This is a genomic window from Bacillus sp. z14 (2026) (assembly GCF_058313575.1).
In genome coordinates this window covers 240734-258731 of sequence record NZ_JBZFQK010000005.1, presented here as the reverse complement: position 1 = coordinate 258731, position 17998 = coordinate 240734, and the positions used below count along the sequence as shown (strand labels likewise).

General features: G+C 38.7%; 10 protein-coding genes, 21 tRNA genes and 2 rRNA genes. 31 read left to right on the top strand and 2 right to left on the bottom strand.

From position 1 onward, the window contains the following. From AC4G3O_RS16475 to AC4G3O_RS16340, 28 genes are all read left to right on the top strand, one after another. A 23S ribosomal RNA gene (locus AC4G3O_RS16475) occupies positions 1–84 on the top strand; the annotation flags it as partial. A 132-nt stretch (positions 85–216) separates the two neighbouring features. Further along, positions 217–333: ribosomal RNA gene (gene rrf, locus AC4G3O_RS16470) — 5S ribosomal RNA — on the top strand. A gap of 8 nt (positions 334–341) precedes the next feature. Further along, positions 342–417, top strand: a tRNA-Val gene (locus AC4G3O_RS16465). A 97-nt stretch (positions 418–514) separates the two neighbouring features. Next, a tRNA-Thr gene (locus AC4G3O_RS16460) sits at positions 515–590 on the top strand. Between the two features lie 7 nt (positions 591–597). Further along, positions 598–673: transfer RNA gene (locus tag AC4G3O_RS16455), tRNA-Lys, on the top strand. A gap of 10 nt (positions 674–683) precedes the next feature. Then, a tRNA-Leu gene (locus AC4G3O_RS16450) sits at positions 684–765 on the top strand. A 7-nt stretch (positions 766–772) separates the two neighbouring features. Beyond that, positions 773–847 (top strand) — tRNA-Gly (locus AC4G3O_RS16445). 14 nt (positions 848–861) lie between these two features. After that, positions 862–947: transfer RNA gene (locus AC4G3O_RS16440), tRNA-Leu, on the top strand. A 21-nt stretch (positions 948–968) separates the two neighbouring features. After that, positions 969–1045 (top strand) — tRNA-Arg (locus AC4G3O_RS16435). Between the two features lie 8 nt (positions 1046–1053). Continuing rightward, positions 1054–1130: transfer RNA gene (locus tag AC4G3O_RS16430), tRNA-Pro, on the top strand. Between the two features lie 12 nt (positions 1131–1142). Beyond that, a tRNA-Ala gene (locus AC4G3O_RS16425) sits at positions 1143–1218 on the top strand. 28 nt (positions 1219–1246) lie between these two features. After that, positions 1247–1323: transfer RNA gene (locus tag AC4G3O_RS16420), tRNA-Met, on the top strand. A gap of 4 nt (positions 1324–1327) precedes the next feature. Beyond that, positions 1328–1404: transfer RNA gene (locus AC4G3O_RS16415), tRNA-Ile, on the top strand. A gap of 8 nt (positions 1405–1412) precedes the next feature. Further along, positions 1413–1505, top strand: a tRNA-Ser gene (locus AC4G3O_RS16410). A 47-nt stretch (positions 1506–1552) separates the two neighbouring features. Further along, a tRNA-Met gene (locus AC4G3O_RS16405) sits at positions 1553–1626 on the top strand. Between the two features lie 5 nt (positions 1627–1631). After that, positions 1632–1708: transfer RNA gene (locus tag AC4G3O_RS16400), tRNA-Asp, on the top strand. 65 nt (positions 1709–1773) lie between these two features. After that, positions 1774–1849: transfer RNA gene (locus tag AC4G3O_RS16395), tRNA-Phe, on the top strand. Positions 1850–1872: 23 nt separating this feature from the next. After that, a tRNA-His gene (locus tag AC4G3O_RS16390) sits at positions 1873–1948 on the top strand. A 6-nt stretch (positions 1949–1954) separates the two neighbouring features. Next, positions 1955–2028, top strand: a tRNA-Gly gene (locus AC4G3O_RS16385). A gap of 11 nt (positions 2029–2039) precedes the next feature. Next, positions 2040–2113, top strand: a tRNA-Ile gene (locus AC4G3O_RS16380). Between the two features lie 11 nt (positions 2114–2124). After that, positions 2125–2199, top strand: a tRNA-Asn gene (locus AC4G3O_RS16375). Between the two features lie 5 nt (positions 2200–2204). Then, a tRNA-Ser gene (locus tag AC4G3O_RS16370) sits at positions 2205–2295 on the top strand. A 3-nt stretch (positions 2296–2298) separates the two neighbouring features. After that, positions 2299–2370 (top strand) — tRNA-Glu (locus tag AC4G3O_RS16365). A 1156-nt stretch (positions 2371–3526) separates the two neighbouring features. Then, a complete protein-coding gene (gene glgB, locus AC4G3O_RS16360) occupies positions 3527–5506 on the top strand; it encodes a 1,4-alpha-glucan branching protein GlgB (RefSeq protein WP_066109235.1) in 1980 nt (659 codons plus the stop codon). Continuing rightward, positions 5448–6602, top strand: a complete 1155-nt coding sequence (locus AC4G3O_RS16355) for a glucose-1-phosphate adenylyltransferase (protein WP_066109232.1) — start codon at positions 5448–5450, stop codon at positions 6600–6602. Before glgB ends, AC4G3O_RS16355 begins: the two co-directional genes overlap by 59 nt. A 22-nt stretch (positions 6603–6624) precedes the next feature. After that, on the top strand, positions 6625–7653 hold the full coding sequence (locus AC4G3O_RS16350) for a GlgC family sugar phosphate nucleotidyltransferase (protein WP_066109229.1): 1029 nt from the start codon (positions 6625–6627) through the stop codon (positions 7651–7653). Then, positions 7650–9077: a glycogen synthase GlgA gene (gene glgA, locus AC4G3O_RS16345; RefSeq protein WP_066109225.1), complete on the top strand. Its 1428-nt coding sequence runs from the start codon at positions 7650–7652 to the stop codon at positions 9075–9077. Before AC4G3O_RS16350 ends, glgA begins: the two co-directional genes overlap by 4 nt. Positions 9078–9082: 5 nt before the next feature. Further along, positions 9083–11494, top strand: coding sequence for a glycogen/starch/alpha-glucan phosphorylase (locus AC4G3O_RS16340; RefSeq protein WP_066109224.1), 2412 nt, complete (start codon positions 9083–9085; stop codon positions 11492–11494). A gap of 228 nt (positions 11495–11722) precedes the next feature. Here AC4G3O_RS16340 and AC4G3O_RS16335 read toward each other — a convergent pair whose 3' ends face one another. After that, complete coding sequence (locus AC4G3O_RS16335) at positions 11723–12472, bottom strand: TraR/DksA C4-type zinc finger protein (protein WP_066109223.1); 750 nt, start codon at positions 12470–12472, stop codon at positions 11723–11725. 136 nt (positions 12473–12608) lie between these two features. Then, positions 12609–13544: a 1,4-dihydroxy-2-naphthoate polyprenyltransferase gene (locus AC4G3O_RS16330; protein WP_066109220.1), complete on the bottom strand. Its 936-nt coding sequence runs from the start codon at positions 13542–13544 to the stop codon at positions 12609–12611. A gap of 474 nt (positions 13545–14018) precedes the next feature. Here AC4G3O_RS16330 and AC4G3O_RS16325 point away from each other — a divergent pair, with 474 nt between their 5' ends. Genes AC4G3O_RS16325 through menH form a run of 3 tightly spaced genes read left to right on the top strand, consistent with a single transcriptional unit; the run spans position 14019 to position 17996 of the window. Further along, a complete protein-coding gene (locus AC4G3O_RS16325) occupies positions 14019–15428 on the top strand; it encodes an isochorismate synthase (RefSeq protein ID WP_066109218.1) in 1410 nt (469 codons plus the stop codon). Beyond that, positions 15425–17182, top strand: coding sequence for a 2-succinyl-5-enolpyruvyl-6-hydroxy-3-cyclohexene-1-carboxylic-acid synthase (gene menD / locus AC4G3O_RS16320; RefSeq protein ID WP_491136459.1), 1758 nt, complete (start codon positions 15425–15427; stop codon positions 17180–17182). The genes AC4G3O_RS16325 and menD overlap by 4 nt, the downstream gene beginning before the upstream one ends. After that, entirely contained in the window at positions 17172–17996 is an 825-nt protein-coding gene (gene menH, locus AC4G3O_RS16315) for a 2-succinyl-6-hydroxy-2,4-cyclohexadiene-1-carboxylate synthase (protein WP_257469185.1), read from the top strand. The genes menD and menH overlap by 11 nt, the downstream gene beginning before the upstream one ends. Positions 17997–17998: the final 2 nt, after the last annotated feature.

Genomic DNA, 17998 nt, shown 5'->3' with positions numbered 1-17998 from the left:
AAGATGATCAGGTTGATAGGTCCGAGGTGGAAGTGTGGTGACACATGGAGCTGACGGATACTAATCGTTCGAGGACTTAACCAAATGAATCAAGCATACTTGCCAAACTTACATTATCCAGTTTTGAGAGAACGAAAAAAAGATAAAATTTCTTTAAAATTTCTCTTGAAAAATGTCAGAAATACGATATAATAATAAATGTCGCTGACAAAATCGTCTGGTGACGATGGCGAAGAGGCCACACCCGTTCCCATTCCGAACACGGAAGTTAAGCTCTTCAGCGCCGATGGTAGTTGGGACGCGAGTCCCTGTGAGAGTAGGACGTCGCCAGGCAATAAAATGGAGGATTAGCTCAGCTGGGAGAGCATCTGCCTTACAAGCAGAGGGTCGGCGGTTCGATCCCGTCATCCTCCACCATTATAAAATTAAAAATTACCAAAAAATACTTGGTGAAATTATAAAAAACATAAGTTATAATAATTAAGTGTCTTAGAAAAGCATTTAAATCTATTAAGCCGGTGTAGCTCAATTGGTAGAGCAACTGACTTGTAATCAGTAGGTTGGGGGTTCAAGTCCTCTTGCCGGCACCATCAGTACGAGCCATTAGCTCAGTCGGTAGAGCATCTGACTTTTAATCAGAGGGTCGAAGGTTCGAGTCCTTCATGGCTCACCATTTACAAAATGCGGGTGTGGCGGAATTGGCAGACGCACCAGACTTAGGATCTGGCGCCTTACGGCGTGGGGGTTCAAGTCCCTTCACCCGCACTTATATGCGGAAGTAGTTCAGTGGTAGAACACCACCTTGCCAAGGTGGGGGTCGCGGGTTCGAATCCCGTCTTCCGCTCCAATGCCAAGTTATATGCCGGGGTGGCGGAATTGGCAGACGCACAGGACTTAAAATCCTGCGGTAGGTGACTACCGTGCCGGTTCGAGACCGGCCCTCGGCACTAGTTTTTTGCAAAAAAAATGCGCCCGTAGCTCAATTGGATAGAGCGTTTGACTACGGATCAAAAGGTTAGGGGTTCGACTCCTCTCGGGCGCGCCATCTTTTTGCGGGAAGTAGCTCAGCTTGGTAGAGCACTTGGTTTGGGACCAAGGGGTCGCAGGTTCGAATCCTGTCTTCCCGACCATCTAAAACTTATGGGGCCTTAGCTCAGCTGGGAGAGCGCCTGCTTTGCACGCAGGAGGTCAGCGGTTCGATCCCGCTAGGCTCCACCATTATAAACTTTAATAGGATTCAATATTTGGCGGTGTAGCTCAGCTGGCTAGAGCGTACGGTTCATACCCGTAAGGTCGGGGGTTCGATCCCCTCCGCCGCTACCAAATAGGACCTTTAGCTCAGCTGGTTAGAGCAGACGGCTCATAACCGTCCGGTCGTAGGTTCGAGTCCTACAAGGTCCACCACTATATATGGAGGAATACCCAAGTCTGGCTGAAGGGACCGGTCTTGAAAACCGGGAGGCGGGTTAAACCGCGCGGGGGTTCGAATCCCTCTTCCTCCGCCATATATACCTTAAATACCTTGTAGTATATGGAAACAAATTATTATTGTCGCGGGGTGGAGCAGTCTGGTAGCTCGTCGGGCTCATAACCCGAAGGTCGCAGGTTCAAATCCTGTCCCCGCAATAAATGGTCCGGTAGTTCAGTTGGTTAGAATGCCTGCCTGTCACGCAGGAGGTCGCGGGTTCGAGTCCCGTCCGGACCGCCATTTATAAAATGTTAGCTCATCAGTAAGACATTGAGCAGCATCAGAGAAATACAAAGATACAAAACGGCTCAGTAGCTCAGTCGGTAGAGCAAAGGACTGAAAATCCTTGTGTCGGCGGTTCGATTCCGTCCTGAGCCACCATAACTTTAAAAAGACAATGCACGGCGGTTGTGGCGAAGTGGTTAACGCATCGGATTGTGGTTCCGACATTCGTGGGTTCGATTCCCATCAGCCGCCCCATAGAGTGCGGGTGTAGTTTAGTGGTAAAACCTCAGCCTTCCAAGCTGATGATGAGGGTTCGATTCCCTTCACCCGCTCCAAATTTTACTTCGGGCCTATAGCTCAGCTGGTTAGAGCGCACGCCTGATAAGCGTGAGGTCGATGGTTCGAGTCCATTTAGGCCCATATACCATTATTCCGTAGTAGCTCAGTGGTAGAGCACTCGGCTGTTAACCGAGCGGTCGTAGGTTCGAATCCTACCTGCGGAGCCATATTTGGGGAAGTACTCAAGAGGCTGAAGAGGCGCCCCTGCTAAGGGTGTAGGTCGGGTAACCGGCGCGAGGGTTCAAATCCCTCCTTCTCCGCCATTTGGCCCCTTGGTCAAGCGGTTAAGACACCGCCCTTTCACGGCGGTAACACGGGTTCGAATCCCGTAGGGGTCATAAAAACCATGTACATGATGTACATGGTTTTTTTATATATTATTTTAATAAATGAAATCTTAATAATTAAAACATAACTGCCAAAAGAGCTCAGTCCGTCAATACATTGTCTCCTAAACGCCTTATAAGAAGGCAAAGGTAAAATTCTAATAACGGTTAAAGTCTAAAATAGAACGAGAATAAAGCCGAACTGATCATCAAGTACTTTTAAGAGGAATACCAAGTAAAATTTTATGATTTCTTTAGTAAGGATTATATCAACCAAATTGAAAATCTACTTCTACCTGTAATTTGAATAGATGTGTGAGTCAATTCTTGAATTGTTTCCCCATTTGGGAATTGGGGAAATATTGCTATAAGCCCTTCTCATTTTGCCCTATACTAATTTTACTGTTCGAACCTCCACTCCACCTAAATTAAGTATTAAATTCTGCTATTAAATATGCCTCACGATAAACCTTCATATGATCCATATATCAACATAAATAAGCAATTGAAGCTCGCATAGACATCTTCTTATAGTTTTCTGAGAGGGTATCATTTATTTAAGTCTTGCTTTAATCAGTAGATCCGTGAGACAATGGAAAGTAATTGTAAAGGTTTGTATTTAAAAAATTTCACGGATAATGTTCTCTTATAGAGAATATACTAATTCTTAAATCCTCAATCGATTATAAAGAAGCCCTCAGAAGAATTAACTCAACACAATCATCCTTTCCTCGATTGTATTTCCTAAAGTTCTATGTTGAAAGATATATTATATGCCAAAGTATCTAAGTTCCCTTTTTGGTCTTGAATTATGAGAATATTTTGTTTACTATAGATAAATACTATAATAAACAAATAATTTAATATTTTCTTACACAACTTTATTAAGTAAACATTTTAATTAATTAACTCGTTTTTGAGTGGTAGACCACTTCATTGATATTTTTCTCAATATAATGAAATATTTAACATAAAAATAATAGTATTTAAGTTTCTATATACTATATTTTGGATATATTATACTGATACCTGTTAATTTATCTTACTAATTCCAAAAAGTAGTGAAAAAAAGCTTTTTAGAGCTAAATTAACAATTTTTGCATTTGATTTAGTTACAGAATAAGTAGTTTAATTAGTATATTGAGAAAATTCGAGAAAGGGTGATAATATGCCTAATGCTATCCCAACAGACTATCAGGTCCATTTGTTTCATGAAGGCTCTCTTTATGATGCATATAAACTGTTCGGTTCCCATTTGATAAAGGTAAATGATGATATACATACAAGGTTTACAGTATATGCACCAAACGCCCGTCAGATACGCTTGGTGGGTTCTTTTAATAATTGGAATGGTAACGGTTATGAATTAAAAAGAGTTTCTGAACAGGGTATTTGGACGCTTCTGGTAGATAAAAACCTGGACGGACATATATACAAATATGAAATTGAAGCAGCATCTGGAGCCATAGCTCTAAAGAGTGATCCGTATGCCTTCTATTCAGAAATAAGGCCTCATACGGCATCTGTCGTATATCCTATAGATGATTCATATAAATGGAATGATGCGTCTTGGCTTAAGAAAAAAACAAAGAAACAACAAGATGAGAACCCCATGTTTATTTATGAAATTCATGCAGGAACATGGAGAAAACATATCCAGGAAGGCCAAGTGTCTATACCGAGCGATGAATGCAAGATTGAGGAATTTTATACATACCGTGACCTGGCTGATGAACTCATCCCCTATGTAGTTGAACAGGGCTTTACACATATTGAGCTAATGCCACTAACTGAACATCCGTTCGACGGATCATGGGGCTATCAGAGTACAGGTTATTATTCACCAACAAGCCGATATGGCAGGCCTGAAGACTTGAAATATTTTATCGATCAATGTCATCAGCATAACATAGGTGTATTGCTTGATTGGGTACCTGGTCACTATTGTAAAGATGCTCATGGTTTATTTATGTTTGATGGATCACCTGTTTATGAATACTCTGATCTCAAACACAGAGAGAATCCAGTATGGGGAACAGCAAATTTTGACTTGGGCAAACCAGAAGTTCATAGTTTTTTAATATCCAACGCAAGATATTGGATGAAGTATTTTCACATAGATGGATTTAGAGTGGATGCTGTCGCAAATATCATTTATTGGCCCAATACATATAGTGGTGACGTTAATCCACATGCTATAGATTTTTTACAGAAACTTAACCAAGTTGTAAAAGAATCCGATCCTACAGTTCTTATGATGGCTGAAGACTCAACTGATTGGCCTAACGTAACTAAGCCAGCTAGTGAGGGAGGTTTAGGATTTACATATAAGTGGAATATGGGTTGGATGAACGATATTTTAGAGTACATGGAATCAGATCCGTGTTCTCGAAAGGATCTTCATAATAAAGTAACATTCTCCTTAATGTATGCTTATACGGAACGGTTTATTTTACCTTTGTCACATGATGAAGTGGTCCACGGTAAAAAATCTCTTCTTGATAAAATGCCAGGAAGCTACGAAGAAAAATTTTCTCAGTTGAAATTACTCATGGGATTTATGACAACCCACCCGGGGAAAAAATTATTATTTATGGGTGGAGAGCTGGGGATGTTCTCAGAATGGAAGGATAAAGAACAGGTTGATTGGCATCTACTAAATTATGATTCTCATCAAACATTAAATCATTTCTTTGCAGACTTACTAAAGTTTTACAAACGGTCAAAGCCGTTATATGAGTTAGATGATTATCCTGAAGGATTTGAGTGGATTGATGTTCATAACACCGATCAGTCCATATTCTCATTTATTCGTCGTGATCGAGAAGGAAATCCATTGATAGTACTGTGTAATTTCAAAAATATATCTTATGAAGAATATAAAGTTGGAGTACCTGATAAACAGGAGTACAAAGAGGTCATAAATAGTGATGCTGTCCAATATGGTGGAAGCGATCATGTTAATAAAAAGAAAATCATCGCAGAAGAAGGTTCTTTTCATGGGAGACCATATCACGTAAAGATTAAGGTACCTCCATTTGGAATTACTGTACTGCGTCCCATTAAAAAACGGAAGGAGTTAAATAAAAATGGCAAAGAAAAAAATAGTCGCAATGCTACTGGCAGGAGGACAAGGAACAAGGCTTGAGGCTTTGACAGCTGATGTTGCAAAACCGGCAGTCCCATTTGGCGGTAAATATAGAATTATAGATTTTACATTAAGTAACTGTACGAACTCTGGAATAGATACGGTAGGGGTATTAACGCAATACCAGCCGTTATTGCTTAATTCCTATCTTTCTAACGGAAGTGCCTGGGATCTCGATTTAAAAGATGGCGGAGTAACTGTATTACCTCCCTATTCTGCTTCAAAGGAAATGAGATGGTATACGGGTACAGCAAGTGCGGTTTACCAAAACTTAAACTATATCGATCAATATGATCCGGATTATGTGATTGTTCTCTCAGGAGATCACATTTACAAAATGGATTATGATAAAATGTTGAGCTTCCATGAGGAAAGAGGAGCAGATGCGACTATCTCTGTTATTCCTGTTCCTTGGGATGAAGCAAGCAGATTTGGAATCATGAACACCAGAGAAGATTATTCTGTAATGGAATTTGAAGAGAAACCGAAAAATCCGAAAAATAATTTAGCCTCTATGGGTATCTATATATTTAATCGTAAAGTTCTAAAAGACTATTTGATAAAAGATGCTAAAAATGAAGATTCAACAAGGGATTTTGGTAAGGATATCATACCTTTATTATTAAATGATGATAAAAAGGTATATGCTTATCCATTTGAAGGATATTGGAAAGATGTTGGTACACTGAAAAGTTATTGGGAAGCTAATATGGATTTACTGGATGAAGAGTGTGAATTAAATCTTTATGACTATTCATGGCGCATTTATTCAGTTAATCCGAACAGACCACCACAATATCTATCTAACAAAGCAGAGGTTAAAGAATCACTGATTAACGAAGGATGTATAGTTGAAGGTAAGGTGGAAAAATCAGTCGTTTTCTATGGAGCACAGATTGGCAAAGACGCACATGTTAAAGATTCTGTAATCATGTCAGATGCAGTTATCGGAAAGAATGTCTATATTGAAAAGGCTATTATTCCTCCAGGTGCTGTTATACCGGATAACCAGGTGATCAGACCTATTGATGATGAAGATGTTATATTGGTTAATCCTGAACTGTTAACAGAAGAAAATGTTATAAAATTATCTTGATATAGTGAAAGGCGTTGAAAATATGAGTAAATCACTATTAGGTATTATAGATGCCACGAATAGTTTTGAATCACTGGATATTTTAACAAAAAGTCGGAATGTTGCAGCATTACCAATAGCTGGTCGTTTCCGTTTAATAGATTTTATTCTTTCAAGCATGGTTAATTCGGGAATATCTAATGTAGCTGTTTATCCACAAGCACATTTCAGATCGTTAATGGACCATTTGGGAACAGGTAAGAACTGGGATTTGAATAGAAAAAGAGATGGACTATTCTTCCTCCCGGTGCCTCATACAGAAGATGTATCTGGTGAGGTTCATGCGTTTGATCACTTTGCTTATCATATGACCTATCTTGAAAGAAGTAAACAGGAGTATGTGATTGTTGCTAACAGTCAAACCGTTTGCAATATCGATTTTAATGCTGTTCTTAAATATCATATACAAAACAAATGTGATATTACGGAAATCAAAAAAGATAAAGAATCACTTGAAATGTTCATCCTTAAAAAAGAACTGCTTGTTAAATTAATTGACGAGCGGAAACAAACTGGGTACAAATGTTTAAAGGATGTTGTGGAAGATCATTATTCCGACTTCGCTATCTGTGTTTATCAGTATGAAGGTTATCTGGCGAATATCAATTCTATTAATGCCTATTTTCAATCAAGTATAGATCTTCTTAAAGAAGAAAATTGGAGTCAGTTATTCATGAAGGAATGTCCTATCTATACAAAAGTTAAGGATGAGCCGCCATCCAAGTATAGTGAGAAGTCTCATGTAAGCCAATCAATGGTTGCCAACGGCTCTATCATAAAAGGTGAAGTAGAGCACAGTATCATCTTTAGGGCCGTTAATATTGATGAAGGTACTTCCATTAAAAATTCCATTATCATGCAAAAAACAAAAATCGGTAAGAATTGCAAACTCGATTATGTAATCCTCGATAAGGATGTAGAAATTGCTGATGGAACAGTTCTGATTGGGTCTCCATTCCAACCAATTGTTATTCAAAAAGGTGTAAAACAAGGAGCGTTGATGAACTCGTGAATGTATTATTTGTAGTATCTGAATGTGTACCCTTTGCTAAATCTGGAGGGCTGGCTGACGTAGCCGGCTCTCTTCCTAAAGAATTAAAAAAGTTAGGTCATGAGGTAAGAGTGTTGCTTCCTAAGTATGGGACGATACCTACTCATTTTTTTAATTCAGCGAAAAAAATTGCTGAATTTGAAGTTCAGTTAAGCTGGAGAAGACAGTATTGCGGTATTTTTGAAGCTGAATATGATGGTGTCATTTATTACTTTATGGATAATGAATATTATTTCCATAGACCAAAACTTTATGAGCAATTTGACGATGGTGAACGTTTTGCTTATTTCTGTAAAGCGGCTGTTGAAGCACTTTATCATATTCCATTTTTACCGGATGTTATTCATACACATGATTGGCATACGGGAATGATTCCATTCTTATTGAAAACTCAGCACCAGAATACGAAATTAGCAAACATCAAAAATATATTTACAATTCATAATTTGCAATTCCAAGGCATTTATGGAAAAAGTTTTCTTGATGATGTACTGGGGATTCATGATGACTACTTTAACCAGTTGGAATTTGACGGGAACGTCAACTTTATGAAATCAGCACTGGTTTATGCAGATGCAATAACTACTGTCAGCCCTACTTATAAAGAGGAGATTAAAACTGACTATTACGGTGAGCGTCTGAATGGATTGCTTCAGGCAAGAGACTCAGATTTATATGGGATTTTAAATGGAATTGACAATGACTTATATAATCCAAAAAAAGATGCTGCGATTGCCAGCGAGTTTTCAGTCAATTCTCTGAAAGGCAAAAAAGCGAATAAACGTTATCTCCAGGAGTATTTCAATTTACCGGTAGATGATAGCAAGCCGCTGATTGCCGTTGTATCGCGTTTAACCTCTCAGAAAGGCTTTGATCTGGTTAGAGCTGTATTCCATGAGATTTTGCAGGAAGATATCCAAATGATCATGCTGGGTACAGGCGATCCGCAATTCGAGCATTTCTTTGGTTATACGTCCCAATGGTATCAGGATAAATTAAGGGTTCATATTGGTTTTAATGAAGATTTAGCCCATCAAATATATGCTGGAGCTGATTTGTTCCTTATGCCTTCTAAATTTGAACCTTGCGGATTAAGCCAATTAATAGCAATGAGATATGGTACATTGCCGATTGTTAGGGAAACAGGGGGTCTGCGAGATACTGTACAGCCATATAATGAATTTACTGGCGAGGGCAATGGTTTTTCATTTACTAACTTTAATGCTCATGACATGCTTTATACAATACGTCGGGCATTATCTTTTTATCATAATCCTTCTGAGTGGAAAAAGATTGTTAAGAACTCGATGAAGAAGGACTATAGCTGGGCACGTTCAGCAGCAGAGTATGAGGTTTTGTATAAAGACTTGACTGAGAGGATCTGATTTAGATGTTTGATAATAAAGAACTGTTTAAGGAAGCCTTTATATCTAAGCTTGAAATGTCTTATGGAAAAACATTTTCAGAATCGACTCCGCAGGAGCAATATCATACTTTAGGAATTATGATTCGTGAATATATAAGTAAGAATTGGATTAAAACCAATCAATTATATAGAGAAACGAAGACAAAGCAGGTCTACTATTTATCAATTGAATTTTTACTCGGTAGAATTATGGGGAGTAATGTCTTAAATCTTGGCATACAAAAAGTAGTGGAAGACGGGCTTGAGGATTTAGGGATTAGCTTTTCGGAGCTGGAAACACTTGAGCCGGATTCTGCGCTCGGTAATGGTGGGTTAGGCCGATTAGCTGCTTGTTTCATGGATTCCATTGCTTCTTTGGAATTGCCTGGTCATGGATGTGGTATTCGCTATAAATATGGTTTATTTGAGCAAAAAATCATTGATGGCGTACAAGTTGAATATCCAGAGCAATGGCTTCAAAATGGACATGTATGGGAGGTTCGAAAAGCCGATCAGGCAGTAATGGTACCTTTTTGGGGAGAAGTACAATCCTATACAGATTCTGATGGCCGTTTAGGTTTCCGTCATATTGATACAGAGCCAATAATGGCTGTACCTTATGACATACCGGTTGTTGGCTATCAGAATGAAACGGTGAATACACTCAGATTGTGGAATGCTGAGCCTGCCCCGGCTCCTTATCATCGCGATATTATGCGTTACAAGCGTGATACAGAATTGGTATCAGAATTTCTTTATCCGGATGATACAGAAGACAGCGGGAAAATTCTGCGTTTAAAACAACAGTATTTCCTTGTCTCAGCCAGTTTGCATACCATATTAAAGACATACCGCAAAAAGAATATTCCTATGAGCAAATTGCATGAATACGTATCAATACATATAAATGATACTCACCCTGTTCTGGCCATCCCGGAATTAATGAGGATCTTATTGGATGAAGAAAAAATGTCATGGGAAGAAGCATGGGAAGTAACCACAAAAACGATATCTTATACGAATCATACGACGCTTTCTGAGGCATTGGAAAAATGGTCAATTCGTTTATTCCAACCATTATTGCCAAGGATCTTTATGATTGTGAATGAGATTAACGAGCGGTTCTGTCAGCAATTATGGGAGCTGTATCCGGGTGAGTGGCAAAGAATAGAGGATATGGCTATCATTGCTCATGATCAGGTTAAAATGGCCCATCTGGCTATTGCAGGCAGCCATAGTATAAACGGAGTAGCCCATCTGCATACTGAGATTCTCAAGAAGAGAGAAATGAACAATTTCTATCAGGTTTTTCCTGAAAAGTTTAATAATAAAACCAATGGTATTACTCATCGCAGATGGTTATTGAAATCCAATCCAGGACTTTCCCGTTTAATTTCGCAAGCAATCGGCGATAAATGGCAAATTGATCCGGTATATATGAAGGAATTGGAGCGGTTTAGTACGGATTCTTCCTTTTTAGAAGAGCTAATGAAAGTGAAAGCAGACAATAAGAAAAAGCTGGCTAAGCGGATTAAAGAACAAAATGGTATAACCGTTAATCCAGATAGTATTTTTGATGTCCAGGTCAAACGTTTGCACGCGTATAAACGCCAATTGCTAAATGTTCTTCACATTATGTATTTATACAATCGAATGAAGGAAGAGCCAAATTTCAAGCCATATCCGCGTACCTTTATATTTGGAGCTAAAGCATCCCCAGGATACTACTATGCCAAAAAAATTATTAAATTGATTAACACCGTGGCGGATAAAGTAAATAATGATCCGGACACAAAAGATTATATAAAGGTCGTATTTCTCGAAAATTATCGGGTATCTCTGGCTGAAGAAATATTCCCTGCAGCTGAATTAAGTGAACAAATTTCGACTGCAAGTAAAGAAGCATCAGGAACAGGTAATATGAAATTTATGATGAATGGTGCTTTGACCATCGGTACAATGGATGGGGCTAATGTAGAAATCTTTGAGAGAGTCGGAGAAGAACATATCTTTACATTCGGATTATCGTCAGAGGAAGTTATGAATTACAACGCACATGGAGGTTATCACTCCTCAGAATATTATATGCTTGATCGAAGAATTCATCAGGCTGTAAACCAATTAATTAATGGATTCTTCCCGAATACATCTGGAATGTTTGATATGATATATGATTCTCTGCTATTAGAAAATGATCAATATTTTGTATTAAGGGATTTTGGTTCCTATGCAAGTACACAGGAAAAGGTAGAGGCATCTTATCAAGACAAAAAGAAATGGAACTCATCAAGTGTAATAAATATTGCTAATTCAGGATTTTTCTCAAGTGACCGAACAATTCAGGAATATGCAACAGACATCTGGAACGTAAACCCTATAAATCAAAGAAACAAATAAATTATGTAAAATAGATAAAGGCAATCTATATTCCATTGATTAAATGAATATAGGTTGCCTTTTTACCATGTGTAATGTTTTGAATATGTAGAAGCTACTTTTTGTCATATGTAACTGTTATGAACTATTAATTAGATAATTATCAAATGAAAAACAGCTCACTGGAACTTCTTGAAAGGTTATAGTTATATATAGCAGCAAAGAAAAAAGGACAGCCAATAGGCTGCCTTATTTGTTCTTGTTGTCCACATAACTATCTCTTTTTCGGTAAGGAATATCTCCTAAATTTGACTCTAGGTTTTCATCTTCCAGGCGTTCTTCATAATCGGTTTTTGCATCGCTTTGATATACTTTACGTTCTCCGTCTGGACCATTACCAACGAATGACTCAACTTCATCTGCAAAACCTTCATCCTCTGTTTGATCTGGATAAAGATCTTCATATCCTTTTGCATCTCTAACCATATCGGATGGAGTTTCCGAGGTTCCGTATTGGGCGGCTTCTTGATAACTGTCTGTGTAGTCTTCTATTCGATGATCATATGTTCTTTGAAGGGAATCTGGCTTTGGTGGCTGAATGACATCTTCCTCAATTGGACGGTGATTGCTTAATTCCTGTTTTTTTGAATGCTCGATACAATAGAGAGTGGATGGAATGGCCTCAAGTCTTTCGTATGGAATATCCTTTCCGCACTCTTTACATACACCGTATGTGCCTTCTTCTATTGCAGACAACGCTGTTTCAATTTCATTCAATTGCTCTTCTTCATGTATTTCCAGAGCCACATCTTTTTCACGCTCAAATAATTCTGTACCGAGATCGCCAGGATGATTATCATAGGATGATAGTTCTCCGGATGCTTCACGCTCACTTAGGTCGAGTCGGCTGTTTCTTTTTGTATTTAATTTGCTTTGAAATTCTTCTTTTTGTTCTTTTAATCTATCTGTTATAGCTTGAAGTTGATTTTTACTTAGCATGCTACCACTTCCTTAACTGTAATAAGTAACTTGTATTGTTACATTTACCCCATCACACAGTAGAAAAACATTTAAGAGAAATAGCAAGATTAGAGCAGAAAAAAATAAGCCTCTACTAAGAGGCTTATTAAAAGATTTAGAAGAAGAATCCAATATACATACCAAATGCAAATAAAAGACCATAGAAAGTGTTCGTTTGGCCTGTTGCTTTCATGGCAGGCATCATTTCCGGTGGAGTATCATTGCCAACAAATCCTTTCACGGCTTGTACCGCTTTTGGAATGCTCAATAGCACAAGTAATGTCCAAGGAGAAGTAATACCTGAGAACACTAGTACGAATGCCCATACATAGGAGAGAGCAAACATGGCTGCCAGTACGATAATGGCATTTTTCTTGCCAATGAGGATTGCCAATGTTTTTCGGCCGCCCTTTTTATCCCCGACTCTGTCGCGAATATTATTTGATAACAAAATAGCACCCACAGTCAAAAAGAATGGGACAGTTACGAGCCATGCATCTAATGTCACATTTCCAGTTTGAATAAAATAAGAAATCAAGATAATTAGGCAGCCCATAAAGAAACCGGATGTAATCTCGCCAAATGGGGTATAGGCTATTGGGAGCGGTCCACCAGTATATAAGTATCCCATTGACATTGATAATAATCCGATGAGTACCAACCACCAGCTGCTATTTGCGCATATATAAACACCTATCAGTGCTGATATACCATACAGAACGAGTGCTAATGTAAGAATCGACTTTGGTGATAAACCCTCATGTACGATTCCGCCACCAATCCCAATGGATTCCTCATTATCGAGTCCCTTTTTGAAATCATAATATTCATTAAATAGGTTCGTGGCAATTTGGATAAGCAGTGCGGCAGCCATCATAGCCACAAATAACCCGATATTCAGCGAAGGTATATGTTCATGAGCCAGCGCTGTTCCAACCAACACAGGTGTAAAACCAGCTGTTAATGTGTGTGGCCTGGTTAATTTCCACCAAACCCGCCAACTTTTTCTGGGTAATCCTGTCTTCGCAGGAGTATGCGAGTGATCTTGCATTTTGTTAATCCCCTTTACGTTATAAGTTACTAGCGAATAGTGGTAAATCAATATGTTAAACTATTAGTATAAAATATAATATTTTAAGAGTTCTACAACTCATATCATTCCCACTATTATTACTATACTAAATCAGTGTAGGTAAATGTTATAGTAAGTGTCAATACATTTATCCTCTATAGTAGACCTGTTAGAAAGTCATAATGGTTCAGGCTTTAAGAAAAAGATATTATAATAGTAAGGATCCGTATTAATAGGGAAAATAAGTATGATGGTTTGTTTATTGGAATAAACTGCATTCTTGTGGATAGAAGATACCATACAGGGAGCAAGCGGAATGGAATCGCTATCAAATGATGATGAGAATATAAGCTTTAAAATGAAAATTAAGAAACTACAAAAATTGACAGCTTAATTTCTACAGGTGTATCTTTAAATAGGTTTATTGGAAATAGGAGCAACGGAGGGATTTGAATGGCAATAAAGCAAATGACAGATATTCAACAGGAATTGACTGAAGCCTTACATACAGTAAAAAGGATTGCTATGCCAATCTTATTCAGTCATGTTGAGGCCGTTACCAATAAGAAACCGATCGATATCTATCAATCAAGTGAGTGTTTATATAAAGGTGAGCGATTTTACTGGAAAGATCCGGATAATGAATTGTATTTAGCCGGGATTGGAACAGCACGTAAGCTACAATCTCTTACTAATGGAGAAAAACGTTTTAAAGATATTAAGGATAAATGGACTGCCCTAATGGAGTCAGCCATTGTGAATGGGGTTAACTCTGGAAAAGGCACAGGACCTTTATGCTTTGGCGGTTTTTCCTTTAACTCTAAAAATACAGAGCCGGGTTCCAATTGGAGCCAATTTGGCAGTTATTTATTTTATATACCTAAGTTTTTAATTACAGAAACAAATCATGGTTCATACTTAACTTCCTCTATATATTTGACTCCTCATATGTCAGATAAAGAGGTACGCCAATTTATCGAAGATAGAGATGCTTTTTTGTCTATGTCTGATTCTGGCCAAAAAGAAATGCCAGCTATCATAGAACGGCAAGAACATATTGTGGAAGAGTGGAAACAGGCTATACTAAAATCTGTCGAGGATATCCGAAACGGACAGATGGAGAAAATCGTCCTGGCCCGTGAATTAAGTTTGCAATTTGAAGATGAAGTTCCATCTTATAAAGTACTTGAGAATTTAATGATTCAGCAAAACGGAAGCTTTATTTTTGGGCTTGAATCAGGGGATGATTGTTTTATAGGTGCTTCTCCGGAAAGGCTGATTAAAAAAGAGGGGCCGGCTGTATTTTCTGCATGTTTGGCAGGGTCAACGCCAAGAAATGAAGATGAAGAAATTGATTCAGCCCTAGGAAATGAATTATTAAATGATGATAAAAATCGATCCGAGCATCAGTTTGTGGTCAATATGATTAAAGAGGCGATGGAAGAGCATTGCATCGAGATTAATATTCCTGATGCTCCCGTATTAATGAAGCTAAAAAATATACAGCATCTTTATACACCGGTAAATTGTGTGAGTCTGCCCGGCACTTCTGTTTTGGACTTTGTGGAATTGCTTCATCCAACACCTGCTTTGGGAGGTTCGCCAAGAAATATTGCTATGGAGAAAATAGAAAAATATGAAGGTATGGATAGAGGATTTTATGCTGCTCCAATAGGGTGGATGGATATATACGGAAATGGTGACTTTTCTGTAGGAATCCGCTCAGGTTTATTAAAGAAGGATAAAGCATCTCTATATGCGGGCTGTGGGATTGTAGAAAAATCAAATCCCGAAAGTGAATATATGGAGACAAAAGTGAAATTTAAACCCATGCTTTCTGCTTTGGAGGGAAGGAATATATGAATCACCAAGAAGAGCTAACTGCTTTTATAGCATCCTTTGTAGATGAACTAGCCCGAGCGGAAGTGAATGATGTTGTCATTAGTCCGGGATCCAGATCTACACCAATCGCCTATTGTATGGCTGAACATCCGGATATGAATGTTCATATTAATATCGATGAAAGATCGGCCGCCTTTTTTGCGCTTGGGATGGCTAAGGAAAAGAGAAAGCCTGTCGCTTTGTTATGTACATCAGGTACAGCGGCTGCAAACTACTTTCCTGCTATCGTAGAGGCCTATTATTCAAGAGTGCCATTAATTGTTCTTACTGCTGACCGTCCGCATGAATTACGAGATGTTGGAGCACCACAGGCCATCGACCAAATAAACCTTTATGGGAAGCATGTGAAATGGTTTGTAGAAATGTCTCTGCCTGATTCCGGAGAAATGATGCTCCAGTATGCACGCACTGTAGCAAGCAGAGCCATCAGTAATACAATTCTGGAGCCTGCCGGACCTGTTCATGTTAATTTCCCATTACGAGAGCCACTCATTCCAATCTTAAGCGAAATGGAAAAGTGGATTCGTAGAACGGACCATTCAAATGCGTGTATCGATATTGCACATGGACACCGTAAGCTGGCTGATTCTCAGTTGAATACATATCTTCGTTTAATTAAGGAAAGCGAAAAAGGGATTATTATTTGCGGTCCTATTGACCAACCTGATTTTAAGGAAGCTGTTTTGAATTTCGCTGAAGCAACGGGATATCCGATTCTTGCTGATCCTTTATCGCAATTAAGGGCAGGTGGAAATCAGCACGTAATTGAAACGTATGATACTTTTCTGAAGGAAGAAGCAATACACGGGAAAATTACACCAGGTTTAATTATTCGGTTTGGTGCAATGCCAGTTTCTAAACCAGTATTGCAATTTGTGAAAAAGTGTAAACAGACAAATCATATTGTAGTAGATGGGGGCAGCGGCTGGAGAGAGCCAGCGGGAGTAAGTACCCATATGGTTTATTGTGATGAGGCCGCTTTCTGTCACTCGGTTAGAGAAAATCTTACTGTACATGCAAATACAGAAAGAAGAGATTGGCTTTCTCTTTGGCAAGGAATGAATGAAGTGGCGAAAGAAGGGCTGCTGACTATACAGGATGAAACAGGGATGCAGGAAGGTAAATTATTTTCTCTATTGGAAAGTTTACTTCCGGAAAAAGCTAACTTAGTAGTTGGCAATAGCATGCCTATTCGAAACGTAGATTCATTTTTCTTTCAAACAACTAAGCAGATTAGGATATTGGCAAACAGGGGAGCTAACGGGATAGATGGCCTTATCTCAACTGCTGCAGGAATCAGCGCTTCCTCTGAAATACCAACTGTACTGGCACTTGGAGACCTCAGCTTATTTCATGATATGAATGGTTTCCTGGCAGCTAAAATGTATCAATTAAAGCTTCTGGTTTTGGTTGTGAATAATGATGGCGGTGGAATCTTTTCTTACCTGCCTCAGTCTGCTGAAGAAAAACATTTTGAAGAGCTTTTTGGTACGCCTCATGGCTTACACTTTAATCATACAGCTGCTTTGTATGGAGCAAACTATAAAAATCCGGAAACTTGGGAAGAAGTGACTGATTCCATTCAGGACTGGGTAGCCAATCCGGATTTCTGTATTGTTGAAGTTTGTACAAGTCGTTCCTATGATGTGAAAAGATACAGGGAAGTCGTTCAGCATGTTTCCCGGGAAATAAGAATGATGAATGATGGCGAATAAACTCATGTTATCCATTAATGGAGTAAAGTATCACGTGCAATTGCAAGGAGTAGGACAGCCTGTACTTCTTTTGCATGGATTTACGGGTTCCATGAATACGTGGAATACATTTATTCAGGATTACAAACATTGTTTTCAGTTTATCAGTCTGGATCTATTAGGGCATGGTCTGACAGAAGCGCCTATTGATCCTGATAGATATGAAATGCAAAAGGCTGCTAAAGATATTAAGGACATTTTAATCGCTTTAAATATCCAAAGTGCACATATTCTTGGTTATTCGATGGGAGGGAGACTGGCATTGGGGTTTGCTGTTTTATATCCTGAATTTGTTCGGACTCTCATTTTAGAAAGCTCATCACCAGGCCTGGAACATGAAGGCGAACGACTGTCGAGGGCACATAGTGATGCACAATTGGCAGAACGTATCAGAGAATATGGGATAGATAGTTTTGTAGATGATTGGGAGAAGATTCCGTTATTTGCTTCACAAGAAAGACTGTCGAATGGCAAGAAAGCAGAAATTAGGCAGGAGAGAGTATCCCATACCAGTATTGGCTTGCAAAATAGTTTAATGGGAATGGGTACAGGCTCACAGCCCTCATTTTGGAGTGAATTAAAGGAGTTGGATTTTCCCGTTTTATTGCTCGCGGGAGCATTGGATAAAAAGTTCGTTCAATTGGCCTTAAAAATGCAGAATTGCCTTAATAGATGCCAATTTGAAACAATAAATGACACTGGCCATGCAATACACGTGGAAGAACCCAAAATATTTGGTAGAATAGTAAGTGAGTTTATTAGAGGGAGGAATTAGAA